Annotated in this window: 24 protein-coding genes; 9 read left to right on the top strand and 15 right to left on the bottom strand. The window is 38.2% G+C overall.

Annotation, left to right across the window (positions count from 1 at the left end; genetic code table 11):
* The coding region (locus ACK2M2_RS13035) for a TetR/AcrR family transcriptional regulator (protein WP_419349145.1) at positions 1-593 on the bottom strand (593 nt) is incomplete at its 3' end.
* A gap of 86 nt (positions 594-679) precedes the next feature.
* Between ACK2M2_RS13035 and ACK2M2_RS13030 the strand changes: the two genes are divergently transcribed.
* Positions 680-1,888, top strand: a complete 1,209-nt coding sequence (locus ACK2M2_RS13030) for an oxygenase MpaB family protein (protein WP_419349142.1) — start codon at positions 680-682, stop codon at positions 1,886-1,888.
* A gap of 60 nt (positions 1,889-1,948) precedes the next feature.
* Here the strand turns inward: ACK2M2_RS13030 and ACK2M2_RS13025 are convergent, their stop codons facing one another.
* From ACK2M2_RS13025 to def, 4 genes are all read right to left on the bottom strand, one after another.
* Positions 1,949-3,112 carry a hypothetical protein gene (locus ACK2M2_RS13025; RefSeq protein ID WP_419349139.1) on the bottom strand — a complete coding sequence of 388 codons (1,164 nt, stop codon included), beginning with the start codon at positions 3,110-3,112 and terminating at the stop codon, positions 1,949-1,951.
* Positions 3,113-3,218: 106 nt separating this feature from the next.
* Positions 3,219-5,333 carry a TonB-dependent copper receptor gene (locus ACK2M2_RS13020; protein WP_419349136.1) on the bottom strand — a complete coding sequence of 705 codons (2,115 nt, stop codon included), beginning with the start codon at positions 5,331-5,333 and terminating at the stop codon, positions 3,219-3,221.
* Between the two features lie 85 nt (positions 5,334-5,418).
* Entirely contained in the window at positions 5,419-5,976 is a 558-nt protein-coding gene (locus tag ACK2M2_RS13015) for a DUF2946 domain-containing protein (RefSeq protein ID WP_409512580.1), read from the bottom strand.
* An 89-nt stretch (positions 5,977-6,065) separates the two neighbouring features.
* The gene (def, locus tag ACK2M2_RS13010) at positions 6,066-6,596 is read right to left on the bottom strand and encodes a peptide deformylase (RefSeq protein WP_409512534.1); all 531 of its coding nucleotides are present in this window, start codon (positions 6,594-6,596) and stop codon (positions 6,066-6,068) included.
* A 124-nt stretch (positions 6,597-6,720) separates the two neighbouring features.
* On the opposite strand from def, the gene ACK2M2_RS13005 reads away from it, so the two are divergent.
* Genes ACK2M2_RS13005 through ACK2M2_RS12995 form a run of 3 tightly spaced genes read left to right on the top strand, consistent with a single transcriptional unit; the run spans position 6,721 to position 9,670 of the window.
* Positions 6,721-7,875 carry a LysM peptidoglycan-binding domain-containing protein gene (locus tag ACK2M2_RS13005; protein WP_419349133.1) on the top strand — a complete coding sequence of 385 codons (1,155 nt, stop codon included), beginning with the start codon at positions 6,721-6,723 and terminating at the stop codon, positions 7,873-7,875.
* A 23-nt stretch (positions 7,876-7,898) separates the two neighbouring features.
* A complete protein-coding gene (gene dprA / locus ACK2M2_RS13000; protein ID WP_419349129.1) occupies positions 7,899-9,059 on the top strand; it encodes a DNA-processing protein DprA in 1,161 nt (386 codons plus the stop codon).
* Positions 9,060-9,100: 41 nt separating this feature from the next.
* Positions 9,101-9,670, top strand: a complete 570-nt coding sequence (locus ACK2M2_RS12995; RefSeq protein WP_419349126.1) for an L-threonylcarbamoyladenylate synthase — start codon at positions 9,101-9,103, stop codon at positions 9,668-9,670.
* A 468-nt stretch (positions 9,671-10,138) separates the two neighbouring features.
* On the opposite strand, the gene ACK2M2_RS12990 is transcribed toward ACK2M2_RS12995, so the two are convergent.
* Positions 10,139-11,014, bottom strand: coding sequence for a DMT family transporter (locus tag ACK2M2_RS12990; protein WP_409512581.1), 876 nt, complete (start codon positions 11,012-11,014; stop codon positions 10,139-10,141).
* A gap of 299 nt (positions 11,015-11,313) precedes the next feature.
* Between ACK2M2_RS12990 and ACK2M2_RS12985 the strand changes: the two genes are divergently transcribed.
* The 4 genes from ACK2M2_RS12985 (at position 11,314) to ACK2M2_RS12970 (ending at position 14,318) form a co-directional block, all read left to right on the top strand.
* On the top strand, positions 11,314-12,060 hold the full coding sequence (locus tag ACK2M2_RS12985; RefSeq protein ID WP_409512538.1) for an AraC family transcriptional regulator: 747 nt from the start codon (positions 11,314-11,316) through the stop codon (positions 12,058-12,060).
* Between the two features lie 217 nt (positions 12,061-12,277).
* Complete coding sequence (locus ACK2M2_RS12980) at positions 12,278-12,802, top strand: hypothetical protein (protein ID WP_419349123.1); 525 nt, start codon at positions 12,278-12,280, stop codon at positions 12,800-12,802.
* A 192-nt stretch (positions 12,803-12,994) separates the two neighbouring features.
* Positions 12,995-13,537 carry a glutathione peroxidase gene (locus ACK2M2_RS12975; protein ID WP_419349120.1) on the top strand — a complete coding sequence of 181 codons (543 nt, stop codon included), beginning with the start codon at positions 12,995-12,997 and terminating at the stop codon, positions 13,535-13,537.
* A 184-nt stretch (positions 13,538-13,721) separates the two neighbouring features.
* On the top strand, positions 13,722-14,318 hold the full coding sequence (locus tag ACK2M2_RS12970; protein WP_409512542.1) for a hypothetical protein: 597 nt from the start codon (positions 13,722-13,724) through the stop codon (positions 14,316-14,318).
* Between the two features lie 2 nt (positions 14,319-14,320).
* Here ACK2M2_RS12970 and ACK2M2_RS12965 read toward each other — a convergent pair whose 3' ends face one another.
* Positions 14,321-14,785 carry a hypothetical protein gene (locus ACK2M2_RS12965; protein ID WP_419349117.1) on the bottom strand — a complete coding sequence of 155 codons (465 nt, stop codon included), beginning with the start codon at positions 14,783-14,785 and terminating at the stop codon, positions 14,321-14,323.
* 84 nt (positions 14,786-14,869) lie between these two features.
* Between ACK2M2_RS12965 and ACK2M2_RS12960 the strand changes: the two genes are divergently transcribed.
* Positions 14,870-15,313, top strand: coding sequence for an AAA family ATPase (locus ACK2M2_RS12960; RefSeq protein ID WP_409512544.1), 444 nt, complete (start codon positions 14,870-14,872; stop codon positions 15,311-15,313).
* Between the two features lie 13 nt (positions 15,314-15,326).
* On the opposite strand, the gene ACK2M2_RS12955 is transcribed toward ACK2M2_RS12960, so the two are convergent.
* The 8 genes from ACK2M2_RS12955 to ACK2M2_RS12920 form a co-directional block, all read right to left on the bottom strand.
* A complete protein-coding gene (locus tag ACK2M2_RS12955) occupies positions 15,327-15,623 on the bottom strand; it encodes a hypothetical protein (protein WP_419349114.1) in 297 nt (98 codons plus the stop codon).
* A gap of 220 nt (positions 15,624-15,843) precedes the next feature.
* Positions 15,844-16,053 carry a DUF4145 domain-containing protein gene (locus tag ACK2M2_RS12950; RefSeq protein WP_419349148.1) on the bottom strand — a complete coding sequence of 70 codons (210 nt, stop codon included), beginning with the start codon at positions 16,051-16,053 and terminating at the stop codon, positions 15,844-15,846.
* Between the two features lie 364 nt (positions 16,054-16,417).
* On the bottom strand, positions 16,418-16,837 hold the full coding sequence (locus ACK2M2_RS12945) for a F0F1 ATP synthase subunit epsilon (protein ID WP_419349111.1): 420 nt from the start codon (positions 16,835-16,837) through the stop codon (positions 16,418-16,420).
* Between the two features lie 27 nt (positions 16,838-16,864).
* Positions 16,865-18,259: a F0F1 ATP synthase subunit beta gene (gene atpD / locus ACK2M2_RS12940; RefSeq protein WP_409512547.1), complete on the bottom strand. Its 1,395-nt coding sequence runs from the start codon at positions 18,257-18,259 to the stop codon at positions 16,865-16,867.
* Positions 18,260-18,285: 26 nt separating this feature from the next.
* Positions 18,286-19,155 (bottom strand): F0F1 ATP synthase subunit gamma, encoded by an 870-nt coding sequence (gene atpG, locus ACK2M2_RS12935; RefSeq protein WP_409512548.1) that lies wholly within the window; start codon positions 19,153-19,155, stop codon positions 18,286-18,288.
* 89 nt (positions 19,156-19,244) lie between these two features.
* A complete protein-coding gene (atpA, locus tag ACK2M2_RS12930; protein WP_409512549.1) occupies positions 19,245-20,789 on the bottom strand; it encodes a F0F1 ATP synthase subunit alpha in 1,545 nt (514 codons plus the stop codon).
* Positions 20,790-20,852: 63 nt separating this feature from the next.
* Complete coding sequence (locus tag ACK2M2_RS12925) at positions 20,853-21,389, bottom strand: F0F1 ATP synthase subunit delta (protein ID WP_419349107.1); 537 nt, start codon at positions 21,387-21,389, stop codon at positions 20,853-20,855.
* An 11-nt stretch (positions 21,390-21,400) separates the two neighbouring features.
* Positions 21,401-21,871, bottom strand: a complete 471-nt coding sequence (locus ACK2M2_RS12920) for a F0F1 ATP synthase subunit B (RefSeq protein ID WP_409512551.1) — start codon at positions 21,869-21,871, stop codon at positions 21,401-21,403.
* Between the last annotated feature and the right edge of the window lie 31 nt (positions 21,872-21,902).

The following is a 21,902-nucleotide window of genomic DNA, read 5'->3' as shown; positions in this document are numbered from 1 at the left end:
TCAAATGCTAAGTATGACAAAATCATTTGGCTTAATTCTTTTTTAAGTTGTTGTTCTGAAATAAGAAAACTATTATTACTCACGTATCGCATCATTGTGAACAAGGTACTATTGATAATCACAAAGGATTTATTTCTTAAGGTTTCGAAGTTCCAGTGCTGAAAGTAACGATTAAAGACATACATGCCCACTTCAAAAAAATGCTTTTCTAAAATCTGCGCCGCTTCTGAATTATTATATCCATGCCAATGTTTCAGCACCTCCATAAAGAAGCCATCATCAGCTTTCATCATGTCAAAACCGAATTGGATGCTAATAGGTACAATTTCTGCGAGTGTTAAGTTTTCTTGCGCAATTGCAATCTGTTTAAACGCCATGCCTAAGTTTTCACTTTTACGGCGTAATAGCTCTTGAATGATTTCATCTTTATTTTCGAAATATTGATAAATTGAACCGACACTGACCCCTGATTTTTCTGCAATTTTAGGTGTCGTAACCTGCACAATTCCCTGCTCTGCAATACAAAGCTGTGCTGCTTCCAAAATATCATCAACAATTTTTTTGGCACGTTGTTGTTGTGGTTGTTTCCTCACAGTATCTACTCTCTGAAATGCGAATTGAATGCGAATAATTATTCATATTATAGTTTTGATTAAATAACAATCAAAAGGTCAATACAATGTTGAATCATCCAATTGCAAAACGTTTAGCTTCTTATGAGCGTGTAACAAAGAGTGATGTGGTATCTAAAGTACTACATAAAATCACCGATCAAAATTTTATTCCCAGTTATGCAGAATATTTAGAATTGAATGACAGTCTATATGCGGGTGATATTGCCATGGATCGAGTGATGGATTGGGTGATGACTGATCCACGGCGTAACCGCAAGCGTTTTGAAATGGCTTTGTATCAAGGTGTAGATCAACTTGAAGCACCTGAGTCTATTTTAATTGAATTTTTTAAACATATTGAAACACCACCAACATGGCTAAACAAAGACAAGCTTGATCATGCTGTAAATTTCACGCAACGATTAGGGAGCAATGGCACCTTTATTTTGCGAGATTTAGCACTTATGACGGGTTATCAATATCCAGGATTCAATCAGCCTTTAATTATGACAGGTGCATTGAAAAAATTTGCAGGTAAGCGTTTAGCTGAAACACATAAATGGTGGCTTGATGTTAACCAAATAAACAGCTTCGAGCGTTTTAATGCAGGTTTTACATCGACAATTTATGTACGTTTTATTCATTCTTTAATTCGTTATCAACTGAAAAAATCACCTGATTGGGACAATGACCTATGGGGAACACCGATTAATCAATATGATCAAGCCATGACAAATGTTGCTTTTAGTGGTGTATTACTCCTCGGGATTCGTGCTATTGGTATTTTCCCCAATAAATCAGAAGCCGAATCGGTACTGCATTTTTGGAAATATGCAGGTTGGCTCATGGGTGTGGAAGAAAAATGGCTCGTCAACAAAGAGTCCGAAGCATGGAAATTACTACAATGGATGAATTATGCCCATCCCAAAATCGATCAAAGCAGTCAGATGTTAGCAAAGAGTTTGTCCAAAGAACCATTTGAACGCCAATATAAACATTTCAATACTTTCTTTCAGAAAAAAGCTTATCGGAATCATCTCGATATTACGCAGTTATTTTTGGGTAAACAAAAGATGAAAGACTTAGGCTTAAAACCGCGTCCCTTTGCATGGTATCCCTTATATTTATTGGCAAAAAATACGCTGATTTATAATGGTGCAAGGCATAGTGATCTGCTCAAAAAATATTTGCAACAACATGGGCGAGCAGAACAAGAATATGCACTCGCCTTATATCAAAATGCAGGAAAACAATTGGCGAGTATGCATCAATAGTTTTACTCAAAAGGAGATCAAAATTACTCTGATCGCCTTTTCCTGCAATGTCAGTTTCGTCTAGCCTTCCAAACGACGTTTATAAATATTTAGTACAACATCGCTAAATTCATTGAGTACATAACGTGTCCACAAATCGGCATACCAATTCACCTCTGTAGACAGGCGATAATCAATGTTCAAGGTCATACGCGTTTGTGTTGGACTCACAGCTTCAAGTTGGTAATCAGTCGTGAGTAAATTGAAATATTGACCACCTATTTTCAAATGATCATCGAGTGAGCCTTTTGGAAAAGATTGTGGTGTAAAAACATACGTCCATGCCAACTGTGTTGGCGCATTGGACTGCGTAATTTTTTCTTGAAAATGAATATCTCGTTGCCAATAAATTTGGCGCATCAATCCATCTTCTGTTTGTTCAGTCATCCCTGAAATTGGTTTTGGAAAGCCCATGGTAAAAATAGGACTATATTTAATTTCATTGGGTTGAATCTGCTGAATATTATTAATAGAAGCAAAAACAGTTTCAATTGGCGCATTGACCACAATTTCTTGTTTGGTCATACCATTATGATATTGCGATAAATCGGGCAATAGAAAAAGCCCTAAGAGTGGCAACAGTGCAATCGAATAGATTTTTTTAGAAGGTTTCCACAAATGACGACACAGCGCTCGCATTGCAAAAGCACCTAAAGTCGAGCATGCGAAAAAAATCGGTGCTGCCACAATTAAGCAAATTACGCCTTCTCTTAAAATTACACCACCAACCACAATAATCGCGAGTAAAACCCATAATTGTTGCAGTAAAACTTTAGCAATAGAATGCGGACGATTTAATGTCGTCAGATATTCAACTAAAGCCCCAAAGCTGAATGGTAAAAAAATCAAAAATGCAGTCGTCAACATGGCTTCTTGACGCAAAGCAATGAGAGAAATAAGTAAAAAGTACAATAAAATTAAAATAATAATCGGAAGTAAAACACCTAACATTGAGCGTGCGTTATATTCTTGTTCAACCTCTATACTCGGTTTATGAAAAACACGACAAATTAGACGTCGATCAGGCTGTTGAAGGGTTCGATAAATCCGAATTTCATCAATTCCCTGCTGTTTTAATTCTGTACGAAATGCTTGTTCAAATTCAGCCGTCCACTCTGTATCAGCAATAGAAACTTCACTAAAATTTTTTAATTTATTGATATAAATTTCGATTTTTTCATTCATGTATGAATTGCGCTTAAATTTTATACGCAAACATTGTGACAGAAACCACCGTCAGCAGACAATGGTTTCTATTTTCAAAATCAATTCATAACGTCAAAAGGCTGAATTAAAATTTCATACTAATCCGTGCCCAATAATTGCGCCCAGTATTATTAAACTGTTCATTAGATGCAAAACCAAACCCAGAACTTCCTGCACGGTTTAAATGTTCGGTATAAGTTTTATCAAGGACATTATCAATACCTAGAGCTAAATCAATATTATCTACAATATGATATGTTGCGTTTAAGGCCAAAGTGCTAAAGCCTTTGCTTTCGCCCATATCGTAACCCACGATATTACCCTGATTTAAACTCACTCGATCTTGCTGTGCAACGGCACGCCATAACAAACCTAATGTATATTTATCTTGTACATAACGTAAGTTAAAGCGTCCTTCTAGTGGGGCAATCTGTGGTAATGGATCATTGCTTTCACTATTTTCACCCCACGCATACATCACACTTAAATCTGCTTGAATAGCATCGGTAAATTGATAACCCACACCTGCTTCTGCACCAGCAATCACAGCATCGACATTTTTAGCACCAGCACTAAAAGATGAACCATGACCATGTCCCCCCATCGTTGGATGATTGTGGTAACTCATAAGAATGTAGTCATTAATCAAGCCTGCATAGGCAGAAACCCACGAGTTAAATGCGCCATGTTGATGTTGATAACCCAAATCGAGTTGTAACGTTTTTTCTGTCTCTAGATCATTAAATGTCGGTTTCGACATGCCCATCGTACTTGGTAAAGAATTACCATGTGCCGTACTAAAAAGTTCCCAATAATCAGGTACACGTTCAACATAACCCAATCCGATATAACTCTTTGCTTGATGCTCTGCGCTTTCATGCTCTAAACGAATAAACCCGCTTGGTAATGTTTCCTTTCGATCATCATTTAGCTTAATCGCATCAATCTTCACTTGATCAATACGCGCACCACCAACTACTTTATATTGATCATTCAATTGGTAACCAAGTTCACTAAAAGCACCATATGAATTGAACTTCATATTGGTAGCTAAAGGCATATCCATCATCATTGACTTCATACTACCAGCATGATGATTTTGCTGTGTATCGATACCTGTCATCAAACTGAGTTGATTCCATTCTGATGTCATAGCCAAACGTGAATTGAGCGTCCTACGTGTAACTTGCATCTCAGAAGGATTTGGCATCGACATCGTATGATGACCATGTGTCATTTCCATCATTGGTGGTGTACGTAAGCTAAAGTTATCCATCACATGATCGTTATAACTATAGTTAACTGATGCTTCTACTTTCTTAATTACATCAGTAATATTCGTTTTCTCAAACCGTAACCCCAAACTTTCACGAGCAAACTGTGAACCATCCATGTCACGACCTGCATATAAGGCTTCACCATCGCCTTTGCCTGCTGTCAACTCTAACCAAGTATCATCATTTGGTGTCCAACCCACTGCGACATCGGTATTCCAACGCTCCCATGCCGATGGTACGGTATTGCCATCACCATCTTGATAGCTATTAGACTCTGAACGATTGGCATTTAAACGAACATACTTTGTTTCATCGCCCACAATAGTTTCAACATTTTGATCTAAACGACCAAATGAACCAAGTAGAACACTCGCCTGACCTTCATAATGCTTTTCATTGTTTAATTTTGGCTTCTGACGTTCAAAAATCACTGTCGCTGCCGAACCTGTATTGGCATACTGGACTGTTTGAGGTCCTTTAATGACTGAAATTCGGTCATAACTTTCAGGCTGAATATAAGATGTCGGTGCATCCATACGACTTGGGCAAGCACCTAGACTTTCATTACCATCCGTTAAAATTTTAATACGTGAACCAAACATGCCTCTAAAGGTCACATCGCCATTGGTACCACCATTTTTGATTGCACTAAAACCCATAATGCTTTGTAAATAATCTGCACCATCTGTTGCAGGTACAGGTTGAATCGGCTGTTTAGGGTCTGCATGAATTATTAAACCATTACCGCCCTTTGCTGACTGGGCTGTAACGACAATAGGTGCTAACTTCTCAGCGGAATACTGCTCGACTAAATCACTAGATTCCGATGTTTTTAAATGTTCTTCTGCATGAATCATCCCTGAATAACACGCAACACAAACCGCAGCCGCAAGAGGCTGTAATAGAAAGTTAGGCTTAGCCATTTTCTTCTCACTTAATGCATAAATATAACTGTACGAGAGCCATTCAAGACTCTGAAATTTAAAGTTCTAAGTTTTAACGTTAAAGTTATGCAAAAAGCGGAGGGGCTCGCCCTTGAGGGAGCAGAAATAAACGTTGAAGTGCAAACCAAACATGAAGATAGGCTTGCTGAAAAGCAATCAGACGAACTTGAATTTTCACCAAGACTTCTTTGACTTCAAGCACAGGAGGTAAAACTAAATTGCCATAAACAGTACAATACTGACATTGATGATTTGGATCATGATGATCATGACCTAGATTGACTGATGCTTGCTGGACTTGATGATCAGAGGCAACGTAAATAGCAGACTTTTGATGTTCAACTGCACTTTGCTGAGGCACTTGTTGATGGCTATCATGTCTGCTGCCATAATGAGCATGGTCATGTAGCGAAGATTTTTCATATTGCTGATGGTTTAAATGTTGATTACTCTGACTCTGAGCACTTTTAATTTGATAATAATTACTCTGTAACAAAGCTTGAGAAACAGTTTCACAGACCGGAGCAATTTGATATTGCTTCGGTAACAAAGGCTGTAAGAAAACAGCAATCTGTAAAAATACTGCGCCGAATCCTAGCAGCAGCCCCATTCTCAACAACAAAACGTTCATCTCAACATTTTCATGGTTTTAGTATAACAAAGCCCAATCAAAATTGGGCTTCATCTTTCACATACATGTAAAACAAAATTTTAACGCTTTACAGGTGCTTTATCTTTCACACGTTGACGTACTACTTTCTCTACTTTTTCACGTGCCCGTTGACGTTTTAAAGGCGAAAGATAATCGACAAATAGTTTACCGTTCAAGTGATCCATTTCATGTTGAATACACACTGCGAGTAATCCATCTGCTTCCATTTCAAATGCTTGACCATCTAAACCAATTGCATTGATTTTCACGCGTGACGGACGCTCAACTTTATCGTATATTTGAGGAACGGATAAACATCCTTCTTCATACGGTAGCATTTCTTCAGTCAATGAAGTAACTTTGGGGTTAATGAATACCATCGGTTGATCTTTATTTTCAGACAAATCCATAACGATAAGCTGAATATGATGATCAACTTGTGTCGCAGCCAAGCCTATACCGGGTGCTTCATACATGGTTTCAAACATGTCAGCGGCCAATTGACGAATATCATCTGTCACGGTTTCGACAGGTTTTGCAATGGTGCGCAAACGGGGATCAGGAAAACTTAAAATAGGTAATAAGGCCATACTGTATCCTCACTGGCTATGCCATTGATCTTAAAACTAAATGAAGAATTATGCTTCATTAAAAAAAAATGTGTAAGATGTTTATTATAACGCATATAGATCCATAGTTTCAGGAATTATGATAATGAAAAAGGTTTTCAAGGGCATAGTTAACTTTCATGCCACGGGGTTTAAAAAACACGTTCTTGCAATCGCACTTTGTGTTAGCGCAGGTGTCGCTTATATGGATGTTGCTGTTGCAGCAAGTCCGAACCAAAATCCACCCGCATTAAAAGCAAGTGCACCCTATGTCTATGTCGTTAAACGTGGCGATACACTGTGGGATATTGCTGGGAAATTCTTAAATAGTCCTTGGCGTTGGAAAGAAATTTGGGCAAGCAACCGCCACGTTAAAAATCCACACTGGATTTATCCTGGTGATAAACTTTTGCTCTGTACACTTGATGGTCGCCCACTCATTGGTAAAGATGAAGGCGATGGTTGCGAAGGCATTATTCGTCGTCATCAAGGTGGTGCTTCGCTTCAACCACAGATACGCATTGAATCTTTAGCCAACACTATTCCTGTCGTTCCTTTGGCATATATTCAACAATGGCTTGATCATAGTATTGTAGTTTCACCTGAATCACTGACCAATATTCCTTATATTTTAGGTGCAGCCGATAATCGTGTGATTACAGGTGCCGGTCAAACTGTCTATGCACGTGGTAATGGCTTGGTGACAGGTCAGCAGTATGGTGTTTTCCGTCAAGGTGAACCGTATACATTTACCGACGCAACAGGTAAAAAAATCAATGCAGGCATTGAGCTAGTTGAAGTCGCATCTGCAACTGCAGTCGCAGATGAAAATGATATTACAACACTTGAACTCACGAAGAGTTTCAATGCTGAAGTACGTAAAGGTGATTTTGTATTACCACAATACGATAACAACATGCCAAGCCTGTTCTATCCAACAATTCCAAATGAAGTGACGGACGGTGGTCAGGTCGTACGTGTACAAGGTTCGATTGGAACTGCTGCACAACATGGTGTTGTCACTTTAGACCGTGGTGCATTACATGGTGTGAAATCAGGTCAAGTCTTTAGCATTTACCAAAAAGGTGAAACAGTACGTGATCCGCAAACTAAAGAAATGGTGAAATTACCTAATCAGCGTGTCGGTACAGTCATGATTTTCAAAGCATTTGATCAGTTAAGCTATGCTTATGTACTCGATAGTTCATTACCTATTAAAGTTGGTGCTGAAATTCAGCCACCTCCTACAACAGGCTACTAATCTTCTTACTTAGGTAAATAACGATGCTGAACCAAATTTCTTTGCAACATGCAAAGACCATTCAACTGTGGTATTTGGTTCAGCATTCACTTTCTGCTTTTCGTAAATTAGAACAATTTTTTGGTTCGGTTGAAGCTGCGGTTTCAACCGAAAATTTATCTAAATGGTCTGAAATCAAACTCCACAAAAGCCATTTAGAACGTGCCAAAGAGATACTTACACCTCTTGGGGAGCAAAAATTTCAGCGTTGTCTTGATCAAATCAAGCAATATACAGATTTTATTGTGACTGAGTCTGAACTGTACTATCCTCAACAATTACTTCCCTATAATGATCATCCTCCAATTTTATTTGGCAAAGGTAATCTTCAAAATTTAAGTCAACCCCAAATTGCTATTGTTGGTAGTCGTAAGCCTAGTCCACACGGCAAACAGGTTTCTTTTGATTTTGCATATTATTTAAGTGAAAAAGGCTTTTTTATTACGAGTGGACTAGCACAAGGGATTGATGAAGCTGCTCATATGGGAGCGCTTGAAAATCATCGAACCATTGCTGTGATTGGTACAGGGCTTGATCTCACTTATCCATCACAAAATGCAGGATTACAGAAGAAGATTCTACAAAATTCAGGAACCGTGATTTCTGAATTTTTACCGAATACAAAGCCATTGCAACAACACTTTCCTCGGCGCAATCGTATTGTCAGTGGACTCAGTATTGGAATACTCGTTGCCGAAGCAGCTGTCGAAAGTGGCTCACTCATTACAGCAAAATTAGCCGCCGAACAAGGTAAACTTACCTTTGCTATTCCAGGGCATATTTACAGTGATTTTCATCGTGGTTGTCATCAACTGATTCGTGAAGGAGCGATTTTGGTTGATCATCCTGAGCAATTGATTGAAGATGTTGCCCTACCTACACAATGGCATTACCAACAAAAAAATGATGAAAGTTCACGTACTGACATAAGCCCAACAATAAATACTAGTACTTCTAACGACATTCCTCAACATCTATTTTTACTGTATCAGCAACTTGATTGGACTGGACAAGATATTGATTCTCTTTCAGAAAAACTCAATATCAATATTGCCGAATTAACTGCATCACTCATGGAACTAGAACTTTTAGGACTGTGTATTCAACAATCTGGGCTTTACTTACGTTGCCGTAAAAGTTTTTAAGGTTCACAATAACCTTTTCAACTTTGCCAAGGTACGGATCTATGATTACAACCTCAGTTGCTGAAGCTGCCGAATATTTAACTCAAGGCAAAGTACTTGCCTATCCGACAGAAGCAGTATGGGGCTTAGGTTGCGACCCATTTAATGAACACGCTTTCCTTGAAATTTTACGCCTGAAACAACGACCCATTGAAAAAGGTGTGATTTTGCTTGCTAGCCACATCAATCAAGTTGAGCATCTGTTACAAAATTTACAACCTGCTGTTCGTGAACAAATTATTGAAACATGGACAAATCGTACATTGAACGATCGCGCTACGACATGGTTACTTCCTACCGATGAGCATATCCCGACTTGGATTAAAGGTGACCATCCTAAAGTTGCTGTCCGTGTCACAACACATCCACTCTGTGTTGCTCTCTGTAATGCGTTTAATGGCTTTATTGTATCGACTAGTGCCAATCCTGCTGGGCTTGAACCTGCACGCTCACTACAAGATGCAAATCAATACTTTAACTTTGAAATCAATTACTTAAATGGGGACTTAGGCTTAGGCACTGAACCTAGTAAAATTTTAGATGCTGAATCTGGAAACATTATTCGTGCTTAACTGTAATTTTATTGCTTAAACATCCCTTAAATATTAATTCATTTTGTTAATTATAATTGAATAGACAAAAAAAAAGCTCAGTCATAACTAAGTGACTGAGCATGAAAAAGGATGTGCAAAACACATCCAGAGGGTCTTGAAAATTCATTGAGAAAATCAGTTTATAAATTATTAGAAGAACTGTGATTTTCAATGCGAGTATTATGCGATAAATGATTTTTTTATACAAATATTTTATTTATCTTATGTTTAGAGATATAAATGCAAAAAAGTGAAATACAAAAAAGGTATTCAAACTAAGTTATTCTTATAGTTTATTAAATTTATTTTTTTTACATTTATACAGATCACTATAAGCTCATAAAATCATGCATTTGATCCCCAAAATAGGTTTTACTTGTTTGTTTTTTAATCAAATTAGTGTAACTTTCCACTTTTGTCTAATTATATAATATAAATAACTGAGATTTATACCGTAACTTTGCGCTTTTTTTGTGCCAATATAATGCCAAGTACAATAATTACACCGCCAATACTATGATAAACCGTCCACGCTTCTTTTAACCAAAAATACGCAATAATGGCAGTAAAGACAGGCATCAAATTCATAAAAATACTCGTTCGATTAGGACCAATATATTGCACTGCCATCATCCACAGCAAAGGTGCCATCAATGAAGGGAAAATACCTGCATAAAAAACACTAGCGGCATTTTCTGCATTCAGCGAATCTAGACCATTCCATAAGACAAAGGGTAAATGGTAGATCAAGGTAAATCCAATCTGAACATAAAGGCTAATGAGTAAGGGAACCTTCAGTTGCCATTTTTTCAAAAAAACACCATAAAATGCGTAGAAAAAAACAGCAAAGATCATCATGATATCGCCCCAATGTTGCCCAAGTTGCAATAAGCTGATGAAACTCCCCTGCCCCATGACATACAGTAGACCTGTAAATGACAAAAGACTGCCCATTACAGCAAAACGATTAGGCACTTCTTTTAAAATTACGAATGATACAAAGAGCGTAAATACAGGAATAAAGGCATTAATAATACCCATATTGGTCGCCGAAGTATGATGCGATGCGCTATACGCTAGACCTTGATATAACGCCATACCAAAAGCACTCAGTACAGCAAATTGATGTAAATGAGCTTTAATCAATTGACGTTGTTGCCATACTTTTATTGCCATAAATGGGGTTAAAACAATAAAAGCAATCAACCAACGATAAAAACTAATACTCACAGGTGAAATGTAGTCTGCTACATAGCGTGTAACTGCAATATTCATTGACCAAATAAATACAGCAAGCACAGGAAGCGCAAATGCCCACCACATTTTTTGTTGAGTCTTTAACATTTTCATCTCTCTGCTACTGAAACAATCAAGGTTACGCCCATTACGCTCACCTATTTACTGAGAAACATTATCAATTAAGTCCAATTAAATTAAAATATGGTATTTCAGACATATATAGGGCATTTCCGCCCCATTTATATTTTAAAATCAAAGCATGAGAGAATGTGATTAATCAATTACTTCCTACACCACCCACAATAACAATCAAGCTGAAGTACAGTTGACAATTTTTATAGTGCCAAGCAAGCTAATTGTACTGAAAATCAATGGATGTAAATATGTTTTCCACACTGATTTCAATTGATGAATTTTTTTATCAAAAACATGATGTTGTGACTCCACATTGCAATTTATGGGGAGATTTTAATTTGAGTTTGAATGGTACTTTAGAGCTCAATGTCGCAGACCAAATTTATCTATCACCACCCAATTATGGTCTATGGATTCCACCACAGACTGAACATTGTTGTACTGCGGTGAATGAGCATTTAACCCATTATATTTGTATTCGAATTCACCCTAAACTGTGTCAGTCTTTTGCTCAACTCACTCAAACATTAAATGTACGCCCTTTTTTACGTCAGACCATAACTGAAATTTTAGAGCAACAAAAACAAAGATGTAGCGATCCCGAATATTATGAGCAACTTTTACAATTGCTCTTTCGACAAATTCAAAAAAGTACCCATTATCAACATTATCTTCCACAGAGTAATCATCCTATTTTAAAACCCATTCTTGATCGCCTGTCTGAAACTCAGCATTTTCATTTAAGTTTGCAAGAAATTTTAGATCAGGTTCAAATTTCTGAAAGGCATGCATTGCGACTGAGTCAGCAACAATTACAAATGAGTCTATCTGAATGGCGTAATCGCTCTAAAATCATCTACGCTATCTCACAAATTCAACAAGGTGTATCCATTAAAAAAATTGGTTTGGAACTTGGTTATCAACATAGCTCTAGTTTTATTGAATTTTTTAAACGCTTTACAGGTCAAACTCCTGCCCAAATGCGACACCAATAAGCGTATCTAAAAAGATAAATCGGATGTTTTTTTATTCTGTTTTTTTAACCAGCACTCCAACCCATGAAGTTATTTTAATAACCTTATATACAAAAAAACTATAGTCAATTTAGGTCTAATTATGAGAATTTAACTTATATATGTAGCAAGCATATTTAAATATATGCCTTAAAGTATTCGGATTTAAATTTTTATTCTCAATAATAAAGGTCTTATAATGAAAAAATCATTACTCGTTTCACTCTGTACAGCAGCATTAATTTTAACTGCATGTGACAAAAAATCTAACGAAAACACTTCAAGCTCAAGCAATACACCTGCAACCACAACATCTGCTCCTGCTGCAACACTCAGTACAGCAAATAGTGCAGATATGAAAAGTGATTTTGTTACCATCCAAACCCTTTCCAGTACGCGTGCGCAAGAAGCTTTAACATTTCAGCAAGACATGATGAAAGCAGCTCAAAAAGGCGACAAGTCGGCAATTTCAGGTATTGTTGATAATTTAAAAACCTACGTTACCAATTTCAATAATGATTTGGATGGTTTGGCACTAAAAAGTAGTGAAGGTGCTTCTCTACGTGACAAAATGAAAGAAGCAAATACTCTGAGCCTTTCGCTTTCGGAAGAAAGTATTAAAATGCCACCAGATACAGCAAAACTTCAACAATTACAAACTCAAGCAATGGAACTTCAAAAAACTGTACTCGCTGAAATGCAAGCTCTACAAGCTGTAAAATAATCATGATCTAAATCTATAATTATTTATTTTTACTGTAAAAGCAGATCATTTGATCTGCTTTTTTGATCTCACTCGCATATCATTGACCTACTAAAAATAAAATTTGCATTTAAGTTGAGAAAAACTTGTCTAGACGCTGAATTATCGTTAAAACATACACTCAAACTAGATAAACATAGCAAGGATTTCAGCATGGCATCTGTATACGATATTCCAGTCAAAACCATACAAGGTACAGACACCACACTTAATCAATATGAAGGCAAAGTTCTTTTAATTGTTAATGTTGCTTCAAAATGTGGTTTAACTCCACAATATGAAGGACTTGAAAAACTATATTCTGAAAAGAAAGATCAAGGTTTAGAAATTCTTGGTTTTCCTGCAAATAATTTTCTTGCACAAGAACCAGGCACAGATGAAGAAATTCAGAAGTTCTGTTCTTTGACTTACAATGTCGAGTTTCCATTATTTGCCAAAATTTCTGTGGCAGGCGATGACAAACACCCATTGTATGACACACTCATTCACGCTATTCCTGAACGTTTAGGTGAAGGTCCATGGTGGAAAGATCTTGTTGATTATGGTTTAACACCAAATCCAAAACCTGAAGTGCTATGGAACTTTGAAAAATTTGTTGTAAATAAACAAGGTGAAGTTGTTGCGCGTTTTGCACCAGACATTACAGCCGATGATCCACGCTTACTCGAAGTTTTGCAGAATGAACTTGCTAAATAAGTTATTGCTTGACCCAATTTAGAATGATTCAAATACACGGTAAAAAGGAACGAATAGCGTTCCTTTTTATGTATTGATATGACTTATTGTTATGACTTTGCAACAATCCAATTTTTATTCACATTTCCACTTTATAGTTCAAAACCAATAGTCAAAGTATTTTAAAGAAATTCAGATGCATGCAATGAAAAAGCTCGTCCAAGGAGCACTCCTCCCTTTCGTCATTTTTACCTCAGGTATTTTGTTATTGGGATGTGAGCCATCACCTGAACAATCAAACTCTCAGAACTCAAATGCTAAAGCGTCCTCAGAGCAGGCTCATAGTGACCATGAAAATCAGGCAGATACAACACAAACTCAATCTGAACTTAAAAGTGGCAATATGTTCTATATCGCTCGCGATGTAGCTGATGTTCAATTTAAAGCAGGTGGCTATGTTGAAAAATTGACCCAAGCACAAGCAGATCTACAAAATGCGATTGAATCCAAAGACCAAAATGAATTGCAAAATACAGTAAAAACATTAAGCCAAGAACTACAAGGCTTCAATACAGCCCTCATTTCCCTAGATTTAAAAAGTCAGGAAATTGATGATATTCGTCAACATGTTTTACAAAGCAATAAAGAGTTACTCAATTCAGCATTACTCAATGGCAATATTGATGTGAGTAAAATCAACATTAAACAGTTTGAACAACAAGTTGGCAATATTCAAACTGAAATGCTTAAACTTGCGGCTATGCTCATTCCAACTGCCGATGCTAATTCCACAAAGGAATAAAGTTACTCTATTTTAATATTACATTGAGTATCCTGCCCTTTTGCCCGTTTGATTTCCTGACGAAACCGTGAACTTGCATAAGGGTAATCCTTTGGTACAAATAATGTTAAACGAGTTTTATGAGGCTCAACACTTTCTAACAAAACTTTAGATAAATAAGCACCGCCTTTACTTCGAGCGAAAATCGTCCCCATTTCAAAGTGTTCTTCCAATTTACTATCTGTAAAAACAAAATCTTGCTTTGATGTAAATGCAATACATTGGCTATAGGCTAATTTTAAATTTTTGTAGGCTTGTAAATAGTTAATTTCTAATTCTGCTTGCATGCCATTTTGAATTGAATTTGCCACCAAAGCCGCTTCAGTTGGCTGATGAGTCTTGGTTAGTTCAAATTGATGCTGACAGGCGCTCAAAGTACTTACAATACAAAAATACAATAAGGCCTTCTCTAATAATACTTTTTTCATTTTAATTTTTAAACTTAAGCTTGATTCTCATAGGTCTATCTTGCATGATTTACCACACAATTTAGCATATTTTTGTAGCCATCTATGCAACTGATTATTTTTACAGGTGTTCAAGCATCGGGTAAGTCAACATTTTATAAACATTATTTTTATGATACACATCTGCGCATCAACCTCGATATGTTGAAAACTAGGCATCGTGAAAATATTTTGTTTGAGGCGGCATTACGATCTAAAACCAAAATGGTAATTGATAATACCAATATGACGATTTATGACCGTGAGCGTTATATTCAACGGGCAAAAGATGCTGACTTTGATGTAGTTTCTTTTTATTTTGAAACCGATTTAGAAAGTACTTTACACCGCAATACACAACGTGAAGGCAAAGCCAATATTCCTGAACAAGGTGTGAAAGCCACTTTCTACAAACTGCAAAAGCCGACATCTTCAGAAGGATTTAATGCACTGTTTAAAGTTAAACTAATTGAAAACGATGGATTTTCGATCCTACCCATAAATGACTAAAAGTAATCAATAGTTATTGAGTAGAGCGCCACGCTGTAAAAGTCATTTGAATTTGTTGTTCAATGTCTGCTGATACTTTTCTTGATTCTAAAGTGGAGAAATCCCCTCGATAAGTTTCCCTCACAATTAAACCTGCTATTTCTTCAATGGCCACTCTACCTTGTGATTGGAATCTTTTAATTTCATTTTCAGTAAGTTTAATATCCCAACAAGAGACAACTGAACTCATATCTATTGCAATGCTGAGATAGTAATTGGAATCATCTTGGTAGAGTTCCCAAAAGTGGGGCTGTTGGTCAATAAGGTGCATAATTTTTTGAAATCCTTTTTTATTCTTTAGATTATGCTAAGTACACAATTTAATACATGCAACTTTAGGTGGTCTATCTTTAAATTAAATCAGTAGAAATTTAGAGCTTTCATGCGCCTAAATTTAGAAAATTACAGTTTTTTCTTTGGCTTTCTTTTACACATGGTTTCTCTAACTACAGATATAGAGTGTCTTGGAGATGATTTCAACCTAACGCTATTCACTGCTTTTTTGATACTTCATTCTCCAATTTGTAATATACAAAAAGCTGATGAATTAAATTTTCTAAAACATTAAGATATAAAATTAACTCTTTTCTAGATTTAAAGTCGGCTCGATGAGTTGCATAATTACCTAAATAACGAATATTACCCAACAATTCTCTTTGTTTTGTAAAGATAAATCCACCACTCTCAAATTGATTTAAAATACCCCCTAAATCATCAAATTTCCCAAAATACTTAATTATTTTCTCTAAAAAGAGTGCTTAAACCGAATTCAGTTAATAAAGGCAATTTATTATTTGCTCACACTCATAAAGTCTAAGACACTCATCTTCATAAATTATATGATTTCTAATATTTATAAAAACTTCATGCTTTATGGCAACGTTACAAGTTACACATAAGCATTTTTCAAAATTCTCAACTTGCTCTAATTTCTCAATTTTTTAGAACATTGGACAGAATCAATTATTCTTTTGCATCAAAAGACCTTATATTGTTCATATTTAATCTTATTTATAGCATAAAAAAACCGCCCTTTCGGACGGTTCTTCAATCTCGAACTGTGTCTTATTGAGCACGGTTCTTGATTTTGCGGATGGTATCCAACTGAGCAGCAGTTTCTGCAAGAGCAGCCAAAGCAGCAGCTGAGTCCAAATCGCTCTTTTGATTTGCAAGCAAAATTTCAGCATTTTTACGTGCTTCTAAAATTGCAGCTTCATCTAAGTTATCGGCACGAACTGCAGTATCTGCAAGAATCGTAACAACATGCGGTTGAACTTCTAAAACACCACCAGATACATAGATTAACTCTTCTGTACCATTTTCAAGCAGAACGCGAATCGCGCCCGGCTTAAGCAAAGTTACCAACGGAGCATGACCAGGCATAATACCTAGTTCACCGCCAGCACCTTTTGCAATTAGCATAGTCACAGCGCCAGAGTACAAAGACTCTTTAACACTTACAACGTCACATTGCATAGTCGACATGTGAATCTCCTAAAATAGAGTTGCTAATTAAAGCTTCTCGGCTTTAGCGATCACTTCGTCAATACCACCAACCATATAGAACGCTTGTTCTGGAATGTGGTCGAATTCACCAGCTAACAGACCTTTAAAGCCACGAATCGTTTCTTTAAGCGGTACAAGTTTACCAGGAGCACCAGTAAACACTTCAGCTACGTGGAATGGCTGAGAGAAGAAACGTTGAATTTTACGCGCACGGTAAACAGTCAATTTGTCTTCTTCTGCAAGCTCATCCATACCAAGAATTGCGATAATGTCTTTCAATTCTTTATAACGTTGAAGAACGTTTTGAACTGAACGAGCAATTTCGTAATGCTCAGTACCAACAACTAAAGGATCTAATTGGCGTGAAGTTGAGTCAAGTGGATCGATCGCTGGATAAATACCAGAAGATGCGATGTCACGGCTCAATACTACAGTTGCATCTAAGTGAGCAAATGTAGTTGCAGGCGATGGATCTGTTAAGTCATCGGCAGGTACGTATACCGCTTGAATTGACGTAATAGAACCAGACTTAGTCGATGTAATACGTTCTTGAAGAACACCCATCTCTTCTGCAAGTGTAGGCTGATAACCTACTGCAGATGGCATACGACCTAGAAGTGCTGATACTTCAGTACCCGCTAGTGTATAACGATAGATATTATCTACGAACAATAATACGTCACGACCTTTGCCGTTTTCATCTTTCTCGTCACGGAAATACTCAGCCATAGTCAAACCAGTCAACGCTACGCGTAAACGGTTGCCTGGTGGCTCATTCATCTGACCGTAGACCATTGCTACTTTGTCTAGAACGTTAGAGTCTTTCATTTCGTGATAGAAGTCATTACCTTCACGAGTACGCTCACCAACACCAGCAAACACAGATAAACCTGAGTGAGCTTTAGCGATGTTGTTGATCAACTCCATCATGTTTACAGTTTTACCAACACCGGCACCACCGAACAGACCAACTTTACCACCTTTAGCAAACGGGCAAAGTAAGTCAATGACTTTAATACCAGTTTCTAAAAGGTCAGTAGAAGCAGCTTGTTCAGCATAAGAAGGTGCTTGACGATGAATTGGCAAACGCGCTTCAGTTGCAACAGGACCAGCTTCATCGATCGGGCGACCAAGAACGTCCATGATACGACCAAGAGTCGCTGTACCTACAGGTACAGAGATTGGAGCGCCAGTATTCGTTGCGTTCAAACCACGCTTAAGGCCTTCAGTAGAACCCATTGCAATAGTACGAACTACGCCATCACCAAGTTGTTGCTGAACTTCTAAAGTAGTTTCAGTACCATCAACATGGAGAGCGTCATAGATCTTAGGAACGCTGTTGCGTTCAAACTCGACGTCGATAACCGCGCCGATGATCTGAATGATACGACCGCTATTCATTGCTGTCTCCTCAATTCAAAATAATGTTAAACGGCAGCGGCACCACCAACGATCTCAGAAATTTCCTGAGTAATCGCGGCTTGACGCAGCTTGTTATAAATAAGTTGTAAGCTCTTGATGATGTCGCCTGCGTTATCGGTTGCAGCTTTCATTGCCACCATACGTGCAGATTGTTCACATGCAATATTTTCAATCACACCTTGATACACCACTGACTCGATATAACGAACCAATAAACCATTTAATAGCTCTTCAGCTTCTGGTTCATACAAGTAGTCCCAACCATATTGACGGTTTAGACCTTCTTCCGTTTCAGCCGCAGCCAAAGGAACAAGTTGTTCTACTTTTTGGTTTTGAGTCATTGCATTGACGAAGCCATTAGATACAAGATAAATACGATCTAACTCGCCTTTATCAAATGCATCCAACATTACTTGTACTGAGCCAGACAACTGTTCAAGACTTGGTGTATCGCCTACATTCGTAGTCGCACCTAGTACTTTACCGCCGTAGTTTTTAAAAAACGAAACCGCTTTTTGACCAATCAAAGCAAATTGAACTTCAATTGACTGCTCTTGTTGCTGTTGAACGTGTTTAACCACTTTCTTGAACAAGTTAATGTTCAAACCACCAGCAAGGCCACGATCTGAAGAAACAATGATATAGCCAACGCGCTTAACAGGGCGTTCAACCATATAACGGTGTTTGTATTCAGGGTTCGCTTGTACCAAATGAGCAATTACACGGTGCATATTTTCGGCATACGGACGGCCTTGAGCCATGCGCTCTTGCGCACGACGCATCTTAGAAGCTGCTACCATCTGCATCGCTCGAGTAATCTTTTGCGTGCTTTTGATACTAGCTACTTTGGCGCGAATTTCTTTTAAATTTGCCATACGCTAAACCTAGTATTCAAAGGCCCTTTCGAGCCTCCGAAGGTTGATTCCGTGAACCAAACCATCACTAAATTTCAACTGGTTGAAACTTAGTAAGTTTGAGTCGCTTTGAACTTCTCAATACCTGCTTTGAATGCTGCTTCGATTTCTTTATCGTAAGCACCAGTCTCGTCAATTTTTTGCATTAACGGCGCATGTTCTGCGCGGAAGTAAGAAATTAACGCAGCATCAAAGTCTACGATTTTCTTCACTTCAACGTCAGTCATATAACCTTCGTTAGATGCATAAACTGAAACAGCTTGGTCAGCAATTGAATATGGAGCATATTGTTTTTGCTTCATTAATTCAGTTACACGTTGACCATGTTCAAGTTGCTTACGTGTTGCTTCATCAAGGTCAGAAGCGAACTGAGCAAATGCTGCCAATTCACGATATTGCGCCAAAGCAGTACGGATACCACCAGACAATTTTTTGATGATCTTCGTCTGAGCAGAACCACCAACACGCGATACAGAAATACCTGCGTTTACAGCTGGACGGATACCCGCATTGAACAATGAAGTTTCAAGGAAGATCTGACCATCAGTAATCGAAATTACGTTTGTTGGTACGAATGCAGATACGTCACCCGCTTGAGTTTCAATAATCGGCAATGCAGTTAATGAACCAGTTTGGCCTTTAACTTCACCGTTAGTGAATTTCTCAACGTAGTCAGCAGATACGCGCGAAGCACGTTCAAGAAGACGCGAGTGAAGATAGAATACGTCACCTGGATACGCTTCACGACCTGGTGGACGACGTAATAACAATGAAATTTGACGGTAAGCAACTGCTTGCTTAGACAAATCATCATAAATAATTAACGCATCTTCACCGCGGTCACGGTAGTATTCACCCATTGTACAACCAGAGTACGGAGCTAAATACAGCATTGCTGCTGGATCAGATGCACCTGCTGCGACAACAGTTGTATACGCCATAGCGCCAGTTTCTTCTAGCTTGCGCACAACAGTAGCGATAGTCGATTGTTTTTGACCAATTGCTACATATACACATTTAATACCAGAGTGTTTCTGAGCGATGATCGCATCGATCGCCATTGCTGTTTTACCAGTTTGACGGTCACCGATGATTAATTCACGTTGGCCACGGCCAACTGGAATCATTGTATCAACTGATTTATAACCAGTTTGTACAGGCTCATCTACCGACTGACGCCAAATTACGCCTGGTGCTACTTTTTCAACAGCATCAGTTAATTTTGCATCGATCGGGCCTTTACCATCAATCGGGTTACCCAAAGCATCTACTACACGGCCTAAAAGTTCTGGACCAACCGGAACTTCTAATACACGACCTGTGCAACGCGCTTTTTGGCCTTCTTGAAGGCTTAAGTAGTTACCTAAAACAACGACGCCCACTGAATCCTGTTCTAGGTTCAGTGCCATACCGTATAGGCCGCCGTCGAATTCGATCATTTCACCGTACATAGCATCAGCTAGGCCGTGAATACGCACAATACCGTCGGAAACCATAACAATGGTCCCTTCGTTCTTAGCGGTCGCGCTGGTGTCCAGATCGCCGATACGCTGTTTAATGAGCGCACTGATCTCGGATGGATTCAGTTGTTGCATTGCGCTATACCTCAATCGTTTTAATGTTCAGTCTTCTTTTATGCAATTTTGATTTATCAATCATTATGCAAGAAGACGTGTTCGCATTTTTTCAAGCTTGCTAAGCGCAGAATCATCTATCACTTGGTCGCCAGCACGAATAACTACACCGGCAATTAATGCCTTATTCACTTCTACCGTTGCTTTCACAGCACTGTTAAAACGCTTTTCGAGCGCATGTATCAGTTTCTGTTCTTGAACAGCATCAAGTGGAAATGCAGATTCAATAATGACATCTACAGTGTTGTTGTTCTGTGCTTTAAGTTGTTCGTATTCTGCTTCAATTTCAGGTAACAAAGCCACACGGCCATTCTCTGCAAGAAGTGTCAAAAAGTTTGACACTGATGCAGTTTGTTGTTCACCTAAAACTTTCGCAAAAAGTTCGACCTGCTGAGCAGGAGTCAACTCTGGGCGACTTAAATAAGCGGAAAATGCTTCATCTTGCACCGCAGCACTGAGCAGTTGTAATACAGTTGACCAAGTGTCAGTTGCATTCTGTTCAGTAGCATAAGCAAATGCTGCTTTAGCGTATGGTCGTGCCAACGTCAAGAATTCAGCCATATTCGCCTCGCTTAAAGTTTAGCTGCCAGCTGATTCAGCATGGCATTATGAGCTTCTGCGTCAACTTGCTGGTTCAGAATTTTTTCTGCGCCGGCAACTGCAAGAGCAGCAACTTGTTGACGTAATTCTTCACGAGCAGCATTGATATCTTGATCAACAACATCTTTCGCTTGTTGACGAATACGCTCACCTTCAGCAGATGCTTGAGTACGCGCTTCTTCTACCAATTGCGCACCGCGACGGTTCGCTTGCTCGATCAACTGAGCTGCTTGTGCTTTCGCTGCATCAATTTCAGCTTTCACTTGAGCTTGCGCATCCGCAAGGTCAGCTTTCGCTTTTTCAGCAGCATTTAAGCCATCAGCGATTTTACGCTGACGCTCACTAATCGCACTGATTAGTGGTGGCCATACAAACTTCATGCAGAATGCGACAAACATCGCAAATGCAATCGCTTGGCCAATCAATGTGAGGTTGATATTCATTGCTATTCCTCAAATAGTTGATTTCGGAATG

The organism is Acinetobacter sp. TY1 (assembly GCF_048551395.1).
Taxonomy (GTDB): Bacteria; Pseudomonadota; Gammaproteobacteria; order Pseudomonadales; family Moraxellaceae; genus Acinetobacter.
The sequence above is the reverse complement of the archived record's forward strand: the minus strand, read 5'-3'. Positions and strand labels throughout refer to the sequence as shown.

What these genes read in the sequence shown, in the direction of transcription:
- ACK2M2_RS13030 (WP_419349142.1), top strand. Translation starts at nt 680, where the DNA reads ATGTTGAATCATCCAATTGCAAAACGTTTAGCTTCTTATGAGCGTGTA.
- ACK2M2_RS13025 (WP_419349139.1), bottom strand. Translation starts at nt 3,112, where the DNA reads ATGAATGAAAAAATCGAAATTTATATCAATAAATTAAAAAATTTTAGT.
- ACK2M2_RS13020 (WP_419349136.1), bottom strand. Translation starts at nt 5,333, where the DNA reads ATGGCTAAGCCTAACTTTCTATTACAGCCTCTTGCGGCTGCGGTTTGT.
- def (WP_409512534.1), bottom strand. Translation starts at nt 6,596, where the DNA reads ATGGCCTTATTACCTATTTTAAGTTTTCCTGATCCCCGTTTGCGCACC.
- ACK2M2_RS13005 (WP_419349133.1), top strand. Translation starts at nt 6,721, where the DNA reads ATGAAAAAGGTTTTCAAGGGCATAGTTAACTTTCATGCCACGGGGTTT.
- dprA (WP_419349129.1), top strand. Translation starts at nt 7,899, where the DNA reads ATGCTGAACCAAATTTCTTTGCAACATGCAAAGACCATTCAACTGTGG.
- ACK2M2_RS12995 (WP_419349126.1), top strand. Translation starts at nt 9,101, where the DNA reads ATGATTACAACCTCAGTTGCTGAAGCTGCCGAATATTTAACTCAAGGC.
- ACK2M2_RS12990 (WP_409512581.1), bottom strand. Translation starts at nt 11,014, where the DNA reads ATGTGGTGGGCATTTGCGCTTCCTGTGCTTGCTGTATTTATTTGGTCA.
- ACK2M2_RS12985 (WP_409512538.1), top strand. Translation starts at nt 11,314, where the DNA reads ATGTTTTCCACACTGATTTCAATTGATGAATTTTTTTATCAAAAACAT.
- ACK2M2_RS12980 (WP_419349123.1), top strand. Translation starts at nt 12,278, where the DNA reads ATGAAAAAATCATTACTCGTTTCACTCTGTACAGCAGCATTAATTTTA.
- ACK2M2_RS12975 (WP_419349120.1), top strand. Translation starts at nt 12,995, where the DNA reads ATGGCATCTGTATACGATATTCCAGTCAAAACCATACAAGGTACAGAC.
- ACK2M2_RS12970 (WP_409512542.1), top strand. Translation starts at nt 13,722, where the DNA reads ATGAAAAAGCTCGTCCAAGGAGCACTCCTCCCTTTCGTCATTTTTACC.
- ACK2M2_RS12965 (WP_419349117.1), bottom strand. Translation starts at nt 14,785, where the DNA reads ATGAAAAAAGTATTATTAGAGAAGGCCTTATTGTATTTTTGTATTGTA.
- ACK2M2_RS12960 (WP_409512544.1), top strand. Translation starts at nt 14,870, where the DNA reads ATGCAACTGATTATTTTTACAGGTGTTCAAGCATCGGGTAAGTCAACA.
- ACK2M2_RS12955 (WP_419349114.1), bottom strand. Translation starts at nt 15,623, where the DNA reads ATGCACCTTATTGACCAACAGCCCCACTTTTGGGAACTCTACCAAGAT.
- ACK2M2_RS12945 (WP_419349111.1), bottom strand. Translation starts at nt 16,837, where the DNA reads ATGTCGACTATGCAATGTGACGTTGTAAGTGTTAAAGAGTCTTTGTAC.
- atpD (WP_409512547.1), bottom strand. Translation starts at nt 18,259, where the DNA reads ATGAATAGCGGTCGTATCATTCAGATCATCGGCGCGGTTATCGACGTC.
- atpG (WP_409512548.1), bottom strand. Translation starts at nt 19,155, where the DNA reads ATGGCAAATTTAAAAGAAATTCGCGCCAAAGTAGCTAGTATCAAAAGC.
- atpA (WP_409512549.1), bottom strand. Translation starts at nt 20,789, where the DNA reads ATGCAACAACTGAATCCATCCGAGATCAGTGCGCTCATTAAACAGCGT.
- ACK2M2_RS12925 (WP_419349107.1), bottom strand. Translation starts at nt 21,389, where the DNA reads ATGGCTGAATTCTTGACGTTGGCACGACCATACGCTAAAGCAGCATTT.
- ACK2M2_RS12920 (WP_409512551.1), bottom strand. Translation starts at nt 21,871, where the DNA reads ATGAATATCAACCTCACATTGATTGGCCAAGCGATTGCATTTGCGATG.